The 13,720-nt window shown below is 70.1% G+C and carries 10 protein-coding genes; 3 read left to right on the forward strand and 7 right to left on the reverse strand.

Annotated features, from left to right (window positions below):
- Positions 1 to 22: 22 nt before the first annotated feature.
- From ACTWNK_RS08180 to ACTWNK_RS08190, 3 genes are all read right to left on the reverse strand, one after another.
- Positions 23 to 979, reverse strand: coding sequence for an NYN domain-containing protein (locus ACTWNK_RS08180; RefSeq protein WP_474303250.1), 957 nt, complete (start codon positions 977 to 979; stop codon positions 23 to 25).
- A 96-nt stretch (positions 980 to 1,075) separates the two neighbouring features.
- Complete coding sequence (locus ACTWNK_RS08185; RefSeq protein ID WP_474303251.1) at positions 1,076 to 1,273, reverse strand: acyl-CoA carboxylase subunit epsilon; 198 nt, start codon at positions 1,271 to 1,273, stop codon at positions 1,076 to 1,078.
- Entirely contained in the window at positions 1,270 to 2,862 is a 1,593-nt protein-coding gene (locus ACTWNK_RS08190) for an acyl-CoA carboxylase subunit beta (protein ID WP_474303252.1), read from the reverse strand. The genes ACTWNK_RS08185 and ACTWNK_RS08190 overlap by 4 nt, the downstream gene beginning before the upstream one ends.
- Positions 2,863 to 2,914: 52 nt before the next feature.
- Here ACTWNK_RS08190 and ACTWNK_RS08195 point away from each other — a divergent pair, with 52 nt between their 5' ends.
- The 3 genes from ACTWNK_RS08195 (at position 2,915) to ACTWNK_RS08205 (ending at position 7,965) form a co-directional block, all read left to right on the forward strand.
- A complete protein-coding gene (locus ACTWNK_RS08195; protein ID WP_474303253.1) occupies positions 2,915 to 3,688 on the forward strand; it encodes an ABC transporter ATP-binding protein in 774 nt (257 codons plus the stop codon).
- Positions 3,685 to 5,262, forward strand: a complete 1,578-nt coding sequence (locus tag ACTWNK_RS08200) for a hypothetical protein (RefSeq protein WP_474303254.1) — start codon at positions 3,685 to 3,687, stop codon at positions 5,260 to 5,262. Before ACTWNK_RS08195 ends, ACTWNK_RS08200 begins: the two co-directional genes overlap by 4 nt.
- Before the next feature lie 66 nt (positions 5,263 to 5,328).
- On the forward strand, positions 5,329 to 7,965 hold the full coding sequence (locus ACTWNK_RS08205; protein ID WP_474303255.1) for a phosphoenolpyruvate carboxylase: 2,637 nt from the start codon (positions 5,329 to 5,331) through the stop codon (positions 7,963 to 7,965).
- 55 nt (positions 7,966 to 8,020) lie between these two features.
- Here the strand turns inward: ACTWNK_RS08205 and ACTWNK_RS08210 are convergent, their stop codons facing one another.
- From ACTWNK_RS08210 to ACTWNK_RS08225, 4 genes are all read right to left on the reverse strand, one after another.
- Entirely contained in the window at positions 8,021 to 9,394 is a 1,374-nt protein-coding gene (locus ACTWNK_RS08210) for an MFS transporter (RefSeq protein WP_474303256.1), read from the reverse strand.
- A 123-nt stretch (positions 9,395 to 9,517) separates the two neighbouring features.
- Complete coding sequence (locus ACTWNK_RS08215; protein WP_474303257.1) at positions 9,518 to 10,594, reverse strand: epoxide hydrolase family protein; 1,077 nt, start codon at positions 10,592 to 10,594, stop codon at positions 9,518 to 9,520.
- Positions 10,595 to 10,658: 64 nt separating this feature from the next.
- A complete protein-coding gene (gene fdhD / locus ACTWNK_RS08220; protein WP_474303258.1) occupies positions 10,659 to 11,495 on the reverse strand; it encodes a formate dehydrogenase accessory sulfurtransferase FdhD in 837 nt (278 codons plus the stop codon).
- Positions 11,492 to 13,696, reverse strand: a complete 2,205-nt coding sequence (locus ACTWNK_RS08225; RefSeq protein WP_474303259.1) for an FdhF/YdeP family oxidoreductase — start codon at positions 13,694 to 13,696, stop codon at positions 11,492 to 11,494. The genes fdhD and ACTWNK_RS08225 overlap by 4 nt, the downstream gene beginning before the upstream one ends.
- Positions 13,697 to 13,720: the final 24 nt, after the last annotated feature.

The raw sequence follows: 13,720 nt of genomic DNA on the forward strand, positions 1-13,720 counted from the left end.
CTGCTGAACGCGTGCGGCCCGGCTACTTGCTCGACACGCCGACGCCCAGGTCGAACTCGCGATATACCCGGGCCCAGAAGCCGTCGCGCAGCCACACCCGCGCCTCGGGATAGGGGCGCAGCGAGTGGCCGAGTTCCTTCTCCGCCTCGATGAGCAGTTCGGTGTCGATGACCGTCGGCAGGATCGGCCCGGGCAGCAGATCGCGGATGTTGTCGCGGCCTCGGGTGAGGATCCACTTCTGCGCCACGTGCTCGCCGACGTCCTCGACCCTGGGCCTGCTCGGCCCGAGCTTGGCCACCTGGCCGGGCTTGACCGCGGGCTTGACCGGAGCCCTTCCGGCGAACACCTGGGCGGGCGAGGGGGCCACCGCGGCGGGCGGTGTGACGACGACCGGCTGCGGCGCCCTGCTGAAGTAGGCGCGCAGGAAGTCGGCGGAGATCACCTCGACCGTGTCCGACTCCCAGACCAGCCGTTCGGCCTGGTTGGTGCCATACGGCGGCTCCACGCCCCACAGGTGGATGCGCACGCCGTAGGCCTGGGCGGCCTCGACGGCGGGGACCATGTCCTCGTCGCCGGCCAGCAGGATGGTGTCGGTGACGGCGTGGTGTCTGGCCAGGGCCTCCAGGTCGCTCCTGATCTGGGCGTCGACGCCCTTCTGCTGACCACGCGCGTTGAGGTTGCCCAGCCGTACCTTGACCCAGGGGAGCTGGGCGATCACCCGTTGGTCGACGGTGGGCACGCGGTCGCGGGCGGCGTCGTACCAATAGATGCGGAGCAGCTCACCCGATATGCGCTCTTCAGCGTGTTTCTGCAGCGCCTGGATGAGTTCGTCGGCGGCGACACGGTATTCCTTGCGCTCTTTCGCGCCCAGGAGAACTTCGCCCGCCGCAGCATACAGATAACCGACGTCGACAAGGACGGCATACTTAGCCGCCACAGGATGCGGCAGAAGGTCCGGGATGCCCATGTCGTCCTCCACGCCGCACAGTGCACGTTGATCGGCTGACTATATACGCCTACTTTTCTAGATAGTCCCAACTCTTGAGGAACTTGACACGCGTTTCCACGGATCTATCTACGGCAACGCGCCGGCGCGCCAGGCAGACTTCCCCGGGGACAGCGGCTTACGCATCCCTCTTGCCGGGTTTCGCCATGATTGGGGGCGCTCTTCGGCCGGAGACGCCGTTTCATCGCCCCGTGCGGCGAGCACCACGACCAAGGCCGCGATCTCCTCGGGAGTGGCGTCGCCGCGTACGATCCTGAGCTCCGTCATAGAGGGATGTTCCCATGCTTCTTCGGCGGCAGGGTGGCCCTCTTGTTGCGCAGGGCACGCAACGCCTTGACGATCTGCGGCCGGGTTTCGGACGGCCTGATCACCTTGTCCACATAGCCGCGCTCGGCGGCCAGATAGGGATTGGCGAGCGTGTCCTCGTAGGCCGTGACGAGCCTGGCGCGCTCGGCGTCCGGCGTCTCGGCGGCGGCGAGTTCGCGGCGGTAGAGGATGTTGACCGCGCCCTGCGCGCCCATGACCGCGATCTGGGCGGTCGGCCAGGCCAGATTGATGTCGGCGCCGAGGTGCTTGGACCCCATGACGTCGTAGGCGCCGCCGTACGCCTTGCGAGTGATGACCGTGACCAGGGGGACGGTGGCCTCGGCGTAGGCGTAGAGGAGCTTGGCGCCGCGCCGGATGATTCCGTTCCATTCCTGGTCGGTGCCGGGGAGGAATCCCGGAACGTCGACAAATGTCAACACGGGGATATTGAAGGCATCACATGTTCGGACGAATCTCGCGGCCTTTTCGGATGCGGCAATATCAAGCGTTCCGGCGAAACTCATCGGCTGGTTCGCAACGATGCCCACCGAGCGGCCTTCGACCCGGCCGAAACCGACCACGATGTTCGGTGCGAACTGGGCGTGGACCTCCAGGAAGTCCCCGTCGTCGAGCACGTGCTCGATCACCGTGAGCATGTCGTAGGGCTGGTTGGCCGAGTCGGGGATCAGCGTGTCCAGCTCGCGGTCCTCCTCGCCCACCTCCAGGTCGGGGTGTGCGGCCAGGACCGGGGCCTCGTCCAGGTTGTTGGAGGGCAGGTAGGACAGCAGGGCCTTGGCGAAATCCAGGCAGTCGGCCTCGTCGGCGGCCTCGTAGTGGGCCACGCCCGAACGCGAGTTGTGCGTGTGCGCGCCGCCGAGCTCCTCGAAGCTCACCTCCTCGCCCGTCACCGTCTTGATGACATCGGGCCCGGTGATGAACATGTGTGATTTTTCCGACACCATCAGGATGAAGTCGGTCAGCGCGGGGGAGTACACGGCGCCGCCCGCACACGGCCCCATGACCAGCGAGATCTGCGGGATCACCCCGGAGGCGTGCACATTGCGCTTGAAGATCTCGGCATAGAGCCCGAGCGAGACCACACCCTCCTGGATGCGCGCGCCGCCCGAGTCGTTGATGCCGACCACCGGGCACCCGGTCTTGAGCGCGTGGTCCATGACCTTGACGATCTTCTCGCCGAACACCTCGCCGAGCGAGCCGCCGAACACGGTGAAGTCCTGGCTGAACACCGCCACCGGCCGCCCGTCCACCGTGCCGTGACCGGTCACCACGCCGTCGCCGTAGGGCCGCTCGCGCTCCAGGCCGAAGCTGGTCGAGCGGTGCCTGGCGAACTCGTCGAACTCCACGAACGAGCCCTCGTCGAGAAAGGCGTGCAGCCGCTCCCTGGCGGTCATCTTGCCCTTGGCGTGCTGCTTGTCGACCGCCCTCGACGATCCCGCGTTGGCCGCCTGGTCGAGGCGCCGTTCCAGGTCGGCGAGCTTGCCTGCGGTCGTGTGGATGTCGATCTCCGGCACCTGTTCGGCTGCGCTCATGCCGAACAGAGTAATCATCCGCTGACACCTTCGTCCTCATAGGGTGTGAGGTATGACAGACGCCGTTCGGACAGCAGGTCTCTACAAGAAATTCGGGGAGCAGGTGGCGGTGGCGGGGATCGACCTCGTCGTGCCCGCGGGCAGCTTCGCCGGGCTCGTCGGCCCGAACGGCGCAGGTAAGACCACCTCCCTCAGCATGATCACCGGCCTGCTGCGCCCGGACGGCGGTCTGGCCGAGATCGGCGGGTTCAATGTCTGGCGCGACCCCGTACAGGTCAAGGCCCGTATCGGTGTGCTGCCCGAAGGGCTGAGGCTGTTCGAAAGGCTGTCGGGGCGTGAGCTCCTGCACTACAACGGGCAGCTCAGGGGCATCGCCAAGGCCGAGGTCGAGCAGCGCGCCGAAGAGCTTCTCGGCCTGATGGACCTCACCGCGTCGGCCGACAAGCTCGTCGTCGACTACTCGACCGGTATGCGGAAGAAGATCGGCCTGGCCGCCGCCCTGCTGCACAACCCTTCGGTGCTCTTCCTCGACGAGCCGTTCGAGGGCGTCGACCCGGTCAGCGCCAACACCCTGACCGAGGTGCTGCAGCGCTACACCGCCTCCGGCTCGACCGTCATCTTCTCCAGCCACGTCATGGACCTGGTCGAACGGCTGTGCGACTGGGTCTCGGTGATGAGCGGCGGGCAGATCGTGGCCCAGGGCACGCTGGCCGAGGTGAGCGGCGGGCGCAGCCTCAACCAGGCCTTCCTCGACCTCGTCGGCGTGCCGGTCGGGCCCGAGCACGGCCAGGGGCTGACCTGGCTGGGATCGGGTGAGCGGAAGTGAGCACGGCGAGTCTCGTCCCGCTGTTCGTCAGGCTCAAGCTGCGCCTGATCGCGGGCAACCTACGGGGCGACACCGTGCGCAAGCTCGGCTTCGTCTTCACCCTGGTGGCGGCCGTCGCCGTGGCGGGCGGCGGCTTCCTGCTGTTCTCGCTGCTGCGCCTGGCCCCGCACGACGTCGCGGCCGACATCGCCGTCGTGGCCTTCACCGTGCTGCTGATCGCCTGGGCGGTCGGGCCGCTGCTGGCGTTCGGCGTCGACGACACCCTCGACCCGGCCAAGCTGGCGCTGTTCCCGCTGCGTACCCGTGAGCTGGCTGCCGGCATGCTGGCCGCCTCCGTCACCGGCGTCTGGCCCGCCGCCTCGCTGATCGCGACCGTGGGCGCCGTCTTCGGCGTGGCGGCCGGGCTCGGCGGCGTCCTGCTCGGCGTGGTGGGCGTGCTGCTCATGCTGACGCTGTGCGTGGTCGTGTCCAGGCTCATCACCACGGCGCTGTCCGGCCTGCTGCGCAGCCGTAAGGGGCGTGACCTGCTGGCCGTCGCCGTGCTGTTCGTCGTGCTGCTCGGGCAGCTGCCCAACCTGCTGCTCAACAGCGGCATCGAGGGCGACCCCCGTGCCGTGCTCGACGGCGCGGCGGGCGTGCTGCGCTGGACGCCGTCGGGGATGCTGGCGCATGCCATGGCAGACGGCGGATGGGCCGGGCTGGCCGAGGTCGCCGTCGTCGCCCTGCTGATCGTGGTGCTCGGCTGGTTGTGGATCAAGGCGCTCGGCCGTGCGCTCGTCTCGACCGACGCCTCGACCCAGGCCGCGTCGGTGCGCCGCTCCAGCGGCCTGCTGGAGCGCTTCCTGCCCGACGGCCAGATCACCGCCGTGGTGGAGAAGGAGCTCAAGTACGCCAGACGCGACCCGCGCGGGCGCATCGGCTGGTTCTCCGCCATCGCGGTCACCGCGGTCCTGGCCTTCGTCATGGCCAACGGCGCCGAAGGCCCGCGCGGCGCCTGGGTCGCCATCGGACCGGCCTGCCTGGGCGCGGTCATGATGAGCCTGCAGCAGTGCAACGCCTTCGGCGTCGACGGCAGGTCGTTGTGGATGAACTCCGTCGTCTACGGCACCGACCGGCAGCTGCGCACCGACCTCGCGGGCAGGCATCTGGCCGGATCGTTCATCGCGGTCCCCGTGCTGGCCGTGCTGTCGATCGGCGCCGCGCTGTTCGCCGGGGACCTGCTCTGGGCGATTCCCGCGATGCTGACCGGCTGGGGCGTCTACGGCGCCGGGCTCGGCGCGGGCGCGGTGACGACGGTGACGGTGCCCTACACCGTGCCCGACCGGATGAACGCCTTCACCGGCGCCGCGCCGGGCCAGGGAGGGGCGGCGTTCGCCGGGTCGTTCGGCGCGATGCTGGCCACCAGTGTGCTGGCGCTTCCCGTCGCGTTGCCGGTGTTGCTCGGCGTGTCGTGGTGGAGTGCGCTGGCCGTACCCTACGGGCTCGTGGTGGCGTGGGGCGGGCGCAGGCTGGGCGCGACGATCGGCTTCCAGCGCTTCCCCGAGATCCTCGCCTCGGTGTCGAAGCCCACCTGACATTGGTCTAGTCCATTAGGTGAGACCGGTCTCCGCCCGCCGGAAACGACTCGATACGCTCGACTCATGATTGACCAGGTCGTTGAGCGCCACAGTGCCGTCACGGAGATGCCCGACGAGCTGCGCGCCGACGTGCGCATGCTCGGTGAGCTGCTGGGGCAGGTGATCGCCGAGGACGGTGGTCCTGACCTGCTGGCCGACGTCGAGAGACTACGAAAGGCCGTGATCGCCGCGAGGCGTCGCGAGCTGTCGGCCGACGAGGTCGCGAGCCTCGTCTCCGGCTGGGAGATCGAGCGGGCGGTGCAGATCGCCCGTGCCTTCACCTGCTATTTCCACCTGGCCAACCTGGCCGAGGAACACTTCCGCATCCGCACGCTGCGGGCCCGCGACACCGGCGAGAAGGTGCAGCCGGAGTCGCTGGCCCAGGTGGTGCAGGAGCTCGGCAGCGAACGTGTCGCCGAGCTCGTCGCCGACCTGGAGCTGCACCCCGTCCTGACCGCACACCCCACCGAGGCCCGCAGGCGTGCGGTCGTCACCGCGATCCAGCGCATCAGCGTCAGGCTCACCGACTACAACACGCCGGGCAGAGGCGCGGCCGAGCGCGACGAGAGCAGGCGCCGCCTGCTCGAGGAGATCGACCTCCTCTGGCGCACCGCACAGCTGCGCAGCACCAAGCTCGACCCGCTCGACGAGGTGCGCACCGCGATGGCCGCATTCGACGAGACGCTCTTCCGCACGGTCCCGCAGGTCTACCGCACGCTCGACGCGGCGCTCGCCGAGGGCACCGGCGCCAGGGTGCCGCTGGCCAAGCCGTTCATCCGCTACGGGAGCTGGATCGGCGGCGACCGTGACGGCAATCCCAACGTCACTTCCAAGGTCACCCGCGAGGCCGTGCTGATCCAGGCCGAGCACGTGCTGATCGCCCTGGAGAACGCCACCACCAGGATCGGCCGCACGCTCACCGCCTCCGCCCCGACCACACCGCCGTCGGCCGGGCTGCGCAAGGCGCTGGAGGCGGCCGAGGACGCCCATCCCGAGCACGTGTCCGAGCTCGGCACCCGCTCGCCACAGGAACCGCACCGGCAGTGGCTGCTGTTCGTCGCCGCGCGCATCGGCGCGACCAGGCGACGCGACGCCGACCTCGCCTACCGGGGGCCGGACGACCTCATCACCGACCTGCGCGTCGCCCAGGAGTCGCTGGCCGGATCAGGCGCGACCCGCCAGGCGTACGGCGAGCTGCAGCACCTCATCTGGCAGGCCGAGACGTTCGGCTTCCACCTGGCCGAGCTGGAGGTGCGCCAGCACTCCCAGGTGCACGCCGCGGCGCTGGAGGAGATCAGGGTGGGCGGGCCGCTGAGCGAGCGCACCGAGGAGGTGCTGGCCACGATCCGGGTCATCGCCTGGATCCAGGAGCGCTTCGGGGTACGCGCCTGCTCGCGGTACGTGGTGTCCTTCACGCGTTCGGCCGACGACATCGCCGCCGTGCACGAGCTGGCCGCGCACGCGCTCGGTGACCGCGCCCCGGTGCTCGACGTGGTGCCGCTGTTCGAGTCCGGCCAGGACCTGGACAACTCCGCCGACGTCCTGACCGGCATGCTCGCCATCGAGCAGGTACGCCGTCGTCTCGACGACTCCGGACGCCGTCTGGAGATCATGCTGGGCTACTCCGACTCGGCCAAGGAGCTCGGCCCGGCGGCGGCCACGCTCAAGCTGTACGAGGCACAGGAACGCCTCACCGCCTGGGCCGTGGCCAACGACGTCAGGCTGCGGATGTTCCACGGCAGGGGCGGCGCGCTCGGCCGTGGCGGCGGCCCGGCCAACAGGGCGGTGCTGGCCCAGGCGCCGGGCTCGGTGGCGGGCCGGTTCAAGGTCACGGAGCAGGGCGAGGTGATCTTCGCACGCTACGGCCACGCCGCCATCGCGCACCGGCACATGGAGCAGGTGGCCAATGCGGTGCTGCTGGCCTCGACCCCGGCCGTGGAGTCGCGCACGGCCGAGGCGGCGGCCAGGTTCAGGCCGCTGGCCGAGCGTGTGGCCTCCGCCTCCGAAAGCGCCTACCGCGCGCTGACCGAGGCGCCCGGCTTCCCCGAGTGGTTCGCGCTGGTCAGCCCGCTGGAGGAGATCGGCTCGCTGCGGCTCGGCTCGCGCCCGGCCAGGCGCGGCCTGGGCGCTCCGCGCTCGCTCGACGACCTGCGGGCCATCCCGTGGGTCTTCGCCTGGGCGCAGACCCGCGTCAACCTGCCCGGCTGGTACGGCCTCGGCAGCGGCCTGGCCGCGATCCTGGAGTCCGACAGCGGTCTGGAGGAGCTCCAGGCGGCCTATGCCGAATGGCCGCTGTTCGCCTCACTGCTGGACAATGTGGAGATGTCGCTGGCCAAGACCGACCGGCCGATCGCCGAACGCTACCTGGCACTCGGCGGCAGCGACGGCTTCGCCGACCAGGTGCTGGAGGAGTACGACAGGACCAGGCGGCTGGTGCTGCGCGTCACCGGGCACAGCAGGCTGCTGGAGAACCGCAGGGTGCTGTCCAGGGCCGTGCAGCTGCGCGACCCGTATGTCGACGCGCTGTCGCACCTGCAGCTGCGGGCGCTGACCGCGCTGCGCACCCAGGAGGACCTGACCGAGGCCGAGCGCGAGCGCTGGTCGACGCTGCTCCTGCTGTCGGTGAACGGCGTCGCGGCCGGCCTGCAGAACACCGGCTGACACGCGGACGGCCGCTCGGCGCGATGCCGGGCGGCCGTTCACGGCGCAGAGGGTGTCAGCGGGCGACCCTGGGCAGCAGCAGTCCGACCAGGGCGGTGAGCACGAGCATGCCCACGACCGCGAGGAAGGCGACGGGCGCGCTGCCCGTCCCGAACAGCAGCGTGCCGAGCACCGCGATCCCCAGCGCGCCGCCGATCTGCTGCACGCTGGTCAGCGTCCCGGAGGCCGAGCCGCTCTCGTGCTCCTCGACGTCTCCCATCGCGATGTCGAAGTACGGCCCCATGACCAGTCCGGACCCGACGCCCACGACGAGCAGGGCGGGGGCGAGCTCCCACGGCGTGACGCCGGGCGCCGCCACCAGGACGAGCGCCGCCGTGCCGAGCGCCATGACCAGGCTGCCGCCGACGAGCGTCCAGCGGCCGTACCCGCGCACCTTGGGCAGTGCGGTCATGGAGGCGATCATGCCGAGCGACAGCGGGAGGCCGGACAGGCCCGCGGCGAGCGGCGCGTAGCCGAGTTCGAGCTGGGCGTAGAGGTTGAACACCAGCCCGAAGCCGCAGAAGGCGGCGAAGTAGATCACGCCGACCGCCATGCCCGCGGTGAAGGAGCGCTTGCGGAACAGCGTGGCGACCAGCAGCGCGTCGATCCGCCCCGCCTCGACCTTGGCGAACACCCCGAACAGCGCCACCCCCGCGGCCATCATCGCGAACGTCCACAGCGGCCAGCCGAGCTCGTGCCCCTGCACCAGCGGGAAGACCAGCAGCACACAGGCGCTGGAGGCGAGGGCGACGCCGGGCAGGTCGAGCCTGACCCCGCGTGCGGGCCGGTCGGCCGGAAGCAGCCGGAACGCGGCGGCGAGTGCGGCGATCCCGATCGGCAGATTGATCAGGAAGATCATCCGCCACGAGCTCCCGAACAGGTCGAGGCCGATCAGCCAGCCCGACAGGATCGGCCCGCCGATGGCCGCAAGCCCCATGACCGGGCCGAACAGCGCGAACGCGCCCGCGAGCTCCTGGGGCGGGAACATCGCCCTGATCATGCCGAGGCCCTGCGGGATCATGGCCGCGCCGAACAGCCCCTGCACCACCCGGGCGGCGATCGCGGTCTCGGGCCCGGTGGCCAGGGCGACGAGCAACGATCCGGCGGTGAACCCGGCCATGCCGATGAGGAACATACGCCGCCTGCCGACGATGTCGCCGAGCCTGCCGCCCGTCATCAGGCCCGCGACCATCGCCAGCGTGTAGGCGGCGCCGAGCCACTGCAGCAACGAGGGGCCGCCGCCGAGGTCGGCCCGCATGGTGGGCCCGGCGATGTTGGTGACGGAGGAGTCGAGCAGCTCCATCGCCGATCCGGTGAGCACGACGAGCAGGGCCGGGCGGCGCCACCGGTAGCCGGTGTCGACCGCGGGGCGGACGTCGAGAGTGGTCATCGCTCCTCCAGAGAGCTAAGCGGAACGGCTTGTTCTGTTCCAGAATAGCAGAACGGAATGCTTTATTCCATACGAAAAGGCCGGCATCCGCGGGGATGCCGGCCTTCGGGAAGCGGTGCCGTCTCAGCCGGTGAAGAACCCCCGGACGTCGGCGGCGAGCACCTCGGGGACCTGCGAGGCGGCATAGTGCCCGCCGCCCTCGTAGGTGTGCCACTGGGTGATGTTCTTGTGGTCGCGATCGGCGAAACGCCTGATCGACTTGAAGTCGTCGGCGAATCCGGCCAGACCGATCGGCACGGTCGTCGGTCCGGTCGGCTGCTCGGCCCGCTTGTCCTCGTAGTAGAAGCGGATCGAGGAGCCCGCCGTACGGTAGAACCAGTGCAGGGCGACGTTGGTCAGGACGAAGTCGTCGTCGATGCCCTCGCCCATGAGCTGAGACATCCAGCCGAGCAGTCCGGCGGGGGAGTCGGCGATGGCGTGGGCGAGCGTCTGGGGGGACTGGGCCTGCAGCAGGTTGAAGGCGCCCATGTTCTCCCAGAACCACTGCAGGTGCTGGACGGCCGCCTGGTCCTCGTCGGTGAGCCCGGCGAACTCGGCCGGGTCGCCCGAGGGGAAGGAGAAGATCTGCGTCACGTGCACGCCGACCACGTGCTCGGCGTCGAGCCTGCCGAGTTCGGGGGAGATCAGCGAGCCGCCGTCGTTGCCGACCGCGCCGTACCTGGTGTATCCGAGTCTGGCCATGAGCTCGGCCCAGGCCTTGGCGACGCGGTTGCGGTCCCAGCCCTTCTCGGTCGTCGGGCCCGAGGGGCCGAAGCCGGGGATGGAGGGGATGACCAGGTGGAAGTCGCGGGCGAGGTCCTCGATGACGTCGAGGTACTCCACCACCGTGCCGGGCCAGCCGTGCGTGAGGATCAGCGCGAGGGCGTCGGGCTTGGCCGAGCGCACGTGGATGAAGTGCACGTTCTGGCCGTCGATCTCGGTGGTGAACTGCGGGTGCGCGTTGAGCCTGGCCTCCTGGGCGCGCCAGTCGAAGCCCTCGCGCCAGTAGGCGGTCATGCGCTTGAGGTAGTCGAGGCCCACGCCGTAGGCGCCTTCGGAGCCGGGCAGTTCGTCGGTGAAGCGGGTCAGGGCGAGGCGGGTGTGCAGGTCGTCGAGGTCGGCCTGGGAGATCTCGATGCGGAAGGGCGTGATGGTGCTCATGGAAGGTTCCTCTCGGCGAACCGGAACGACTTGTTCTGTTCCGACTATAGCAGAACGGAATCATCTATTCCACTATGCGCTCCGTCCCCGCGTACACGTTGCAGCGCCGTTCGCGCAGGAAGCCGACCAGGGTCAGGCCGAAGTCGCGGGCCAGGTCCACCGCGAGCGACGAGGGCGCGGACACCGCGCACACCACCTCGATGCCCGCCGCCAGCGCCTTCTGCATGATCTCGTAGCTGGCCCTGCCGCTGACCATGAGCACCGAGCCGGTCAGCGGCAGCGCCCCGCCGAGGCTCGCCCAGCCCACCAGCTTGTCGACGGCGTTGTGCCTGCCCACGTCCTCCCTGGCCGCGAGCAGGTCGCCCGAAGGCGTGAACAGCCCGGCCGCGTGCAGCCCGCCCGTCCTGCCGAACACGCCCTGCGCCGCCCGCAGCCGATCGGGCAGGCCGTAGAGCGTCTCGGCCGACACACGCGTCGGCGAGGCGGGCAGCGGCGAGCACCGCTCGTGCAGGACGTCCAGACTGGCCGAGCCGCACACCCCGCAGGCGCTGGAGGTCAGGAAGTGCCGGTCCAGCACCGGCAGGTCGGGCAGCGCCCCGGCCAGCCGTACGGTGACCGTGTTGTAGCGGGCCTCGGGCGCCACGTCCTCGTCCACGCAGTAGGCGATGGCCTCGATCACACCGGGCCCGGCCAGGCCCTCGCCGTGCAGGAAACCGGCGGCGAGTTCGAAGTCGTGGCCGGGCGTGCGCATGGTGATCGCGACCGTGCGCCTGGCTCCGGCGGCCGTCACCCTGATCTCCAGCGGCTCCTCGGTCGCCAGGTCGTCACGCCGTTCGCGCCTGAGGCCGTCCGACAGCGTGAGGACGCGGGTGCGGGTCGTCGGCCCGGGACGGGCGCTCACTGCTCGACCCTGCGCAGCGTCACGGTGGCGTTGTAGTCGGGGATCCTGGCGTCCGGCGAACGGCGCGACTCGTCGAGCAGCACATTGCCTTCGGGCCAGTGGATCTGCAGATTGCCGGGCATCAGCGGGGCGCGCAGCACCTTGCCGGTGTAGCTGCGCCCGCCCGAGGTCAGCTCGACCGGCGTGCCGTCGGGCAGGCCCAGCCGGTCGGCGTCGTAGCCGCTGATCAGCACCGCCTCACGGGTGGCGCCGTTGAAGCCGTCGCGGCGCTCGTGCACCATGCTGTTGAACTGCTTGCCGCGCCTGGTCGCCACCATGAACGAGCCGTCCGGCCGCTCCACCCGCGGCACCGGCACGGCCGAGAAGCGCCCGCGTCCGTCGGCCGTCTGGAAACGGCCGCCCGCGAACAGGTGCCGCCCGCCGTACTGGACGTTGTCGCCGAACGCGCGCAGGGCGGCGATGCCCTGGTAGAACGGCACCGCTCGCTCGATCTCGGCCCGGATCTGCGGTGTGCCCGTGTAGGTGACCTGGGCGGCGATCGCGGGCCTGGCCCTGGCGGCGAGCTCGGTGAAGATCTTCCACTCCGGCCACGCCTCATCGATCCTCGGCCCTTCGACCTCGGGGGAGAAGATGATTCTTCGCTCGGTCGAGGTCTCGGTGACACCGCCGACCATCTCGTACCTGGTCTGCGCGGGCAGCAGCAGCACGTCGCCTTCGGCGGGGACCAGCATCTGCGACGACAGCACGATGTCGATGTGCACGCGCAGCGACAGCCTGCTCAGCGCGGTACGGCAGTAGCCGGGGTCGGGCAGCACCTCGAGGAAGTTGCCGCCGCTGGAGACCAGGACGTCCAGGTCGCCGTCGTGGGCGGCGTCGATCATCTCGGTGACGGTCAGGCCGGGGGTGGCGGGCACCTCGAAGCCCCACATCTCGGTGAACCTGGCCGCGTTCGGCCCGGTGATCGGCAGGCCGCCGGGCAGTCCCGTGGCGTAGGCGCCCATCTCGGCGCCGCCCTGCACGCCGCTGTGGCCCCTGATCGGCATCAGCCCGCAGTTGTCGCGCCCGACGAACCCGCGTGCCAGCGCCAGGTTCACGATCGCCCGCACGTTGTCCTCGCCGTAGGCGTGCTGCGTGATGCCCATCGACCACACCAGCACGGCCGAGCGCGCCCGGCCCAGCAGCTCGGCCATCCGGCCCATGTCCTCGCGGGTCGAGCCGGACAGCGCCTCCAGTTCCTGCCACGACTGGGCCTCGACCGCCTGCCTGGCCTGCTCGAACCCGCTCGTGTGCGCGGCCACGAACTCCTCGTCGACCAGGCCGCGCTCGACGAGGTGCTTGAGCACGCCGTTGAGGAAGCCGATGTCGCCGCCGACGTTCACACCGAAGAACTCGTCGGTGATCCTGGTGCCGAACACCGCCGACTCGGCGTTGGACGGCACCCAGTACCTGTCCATGCCGGGCTCGCGGTAGGCGTTGACCATCGCGATCCGCGTGCCCGCCTTCTTGGCGTGGTAGAGGTACTTCATCGCGACCGGCTGGTTGTTCGACGGGTTCGAGCCGATGAACACGATGAGGTCGGAGCCGATCCAGTCGGTGTAGGAACACGTCGTGGCCGCCGCGCCGACGGTCTGCTTGAGCGCCACCGTCGAGGGCGAATGGCAGATGCGCGCCGCGTTGTCCACATTGTTGCTGCCGAGCGCCCGCACGGCCTTCTGCGCCGCGTAGTAGTTCTCGTTCGGCACGCCTCTGCTGGTCAGGTACACCCCGAACCGCGACTCCCGCACCCCGGCCGCCGCCACCTCCAGCGCCTGCTGCCACCCGATACGGCTGAACCCGGCCTCACCCCTGCGCCTGATCATCGGGCACGGCAGCCGCCCCAGGTCGCGCAGCTCCGCGCTCCTGCGTCCCGCGAGCGCCGAGACGTCGGCCAGGACCGCCGTGTCGAGCGCCGGCATCGTGTTGAGCGGCAGCAGCCTCAGCCTGATGTTGCACAGGTGGATCTCGTCCATCGTCCAGTCACGCATGCCGTGCGTGCCGAGCGCGCAGCCGTCGCACGTGCCCTGCTTCAGAATCCGCCATGCGTATCGCCTGCGTCCCTTGACCGACCTGAACGCCTTCCACAGCTCCAGGTAGTTGTTGGGTTTGCGTTCGCCGATGCCGAACGGCCGCCACGATGCCCAGTTGCCCGGATTCAGTCCCATGTCACCATCTTCCACCTGTTGCCA

The sequence above is a fragment of the Nonomuraea sp. IBHARD001 genome (genome assembly GCF_056106265.1).

What these genes read in the sequence shown, in the direction of transcription:
- ACTWNK_RS08190 (WP_474303252.1), bottom strand. Translation starts at nt 2,862, where the DNA reads ATGAGCGCAGCCGAACAGGTGCCGGAGATCGACATCCACACGACCGCA.
- ACTWNK_RS08205 (WP_474303255.1), top strand. Translation starts at nt 5,329, where the DNA reads ATGATTGACCAGGTCGTTGAGCGCCACAGTGCCGTCACGGAGATGCCC.
- ACTWNK_RS08215 (WP_474303257.1), bottom strand. Translation starts at nt 10,594, where the DNA reads ATGAGCACCATCACGCCCTTCCGCATCGAGATCTCCCAGGCCGACCTC.
- ACTWNK_RS08185 (WP_474303251.1), bottom strand. Translation starts at nt 1,273, where the DNA reads ATGACGGAGCTCAGGATCGTACGCGGCGACGCCACTCCCGAGGAGATC.
- ACTWNK_RS08195 (WP_474303253.1), top strand. Translation starts at nt 2,915, where the DNA reads ATGACAGACGCCGTTCGGACAGCAGGTCTCTACAAGAAATTCGGGGAG.
- ACTWNK_RS08225 (WP_474303259.1), bottom strand. Translation starts at nt 13,696, where the DNA reads ATGGGACTGAATCCGGGCAACTGGGCATCGTGGCGGCCGTTCGGCATC.
- ACTWNK_RS08210 (WP_474303256.1), bottom strand. Translation starts at nt 9,394, where the DNA reads ATGACCACTCTCGACGTCCGCCCCGCGGTCGACACCGGCTACCGGTGG.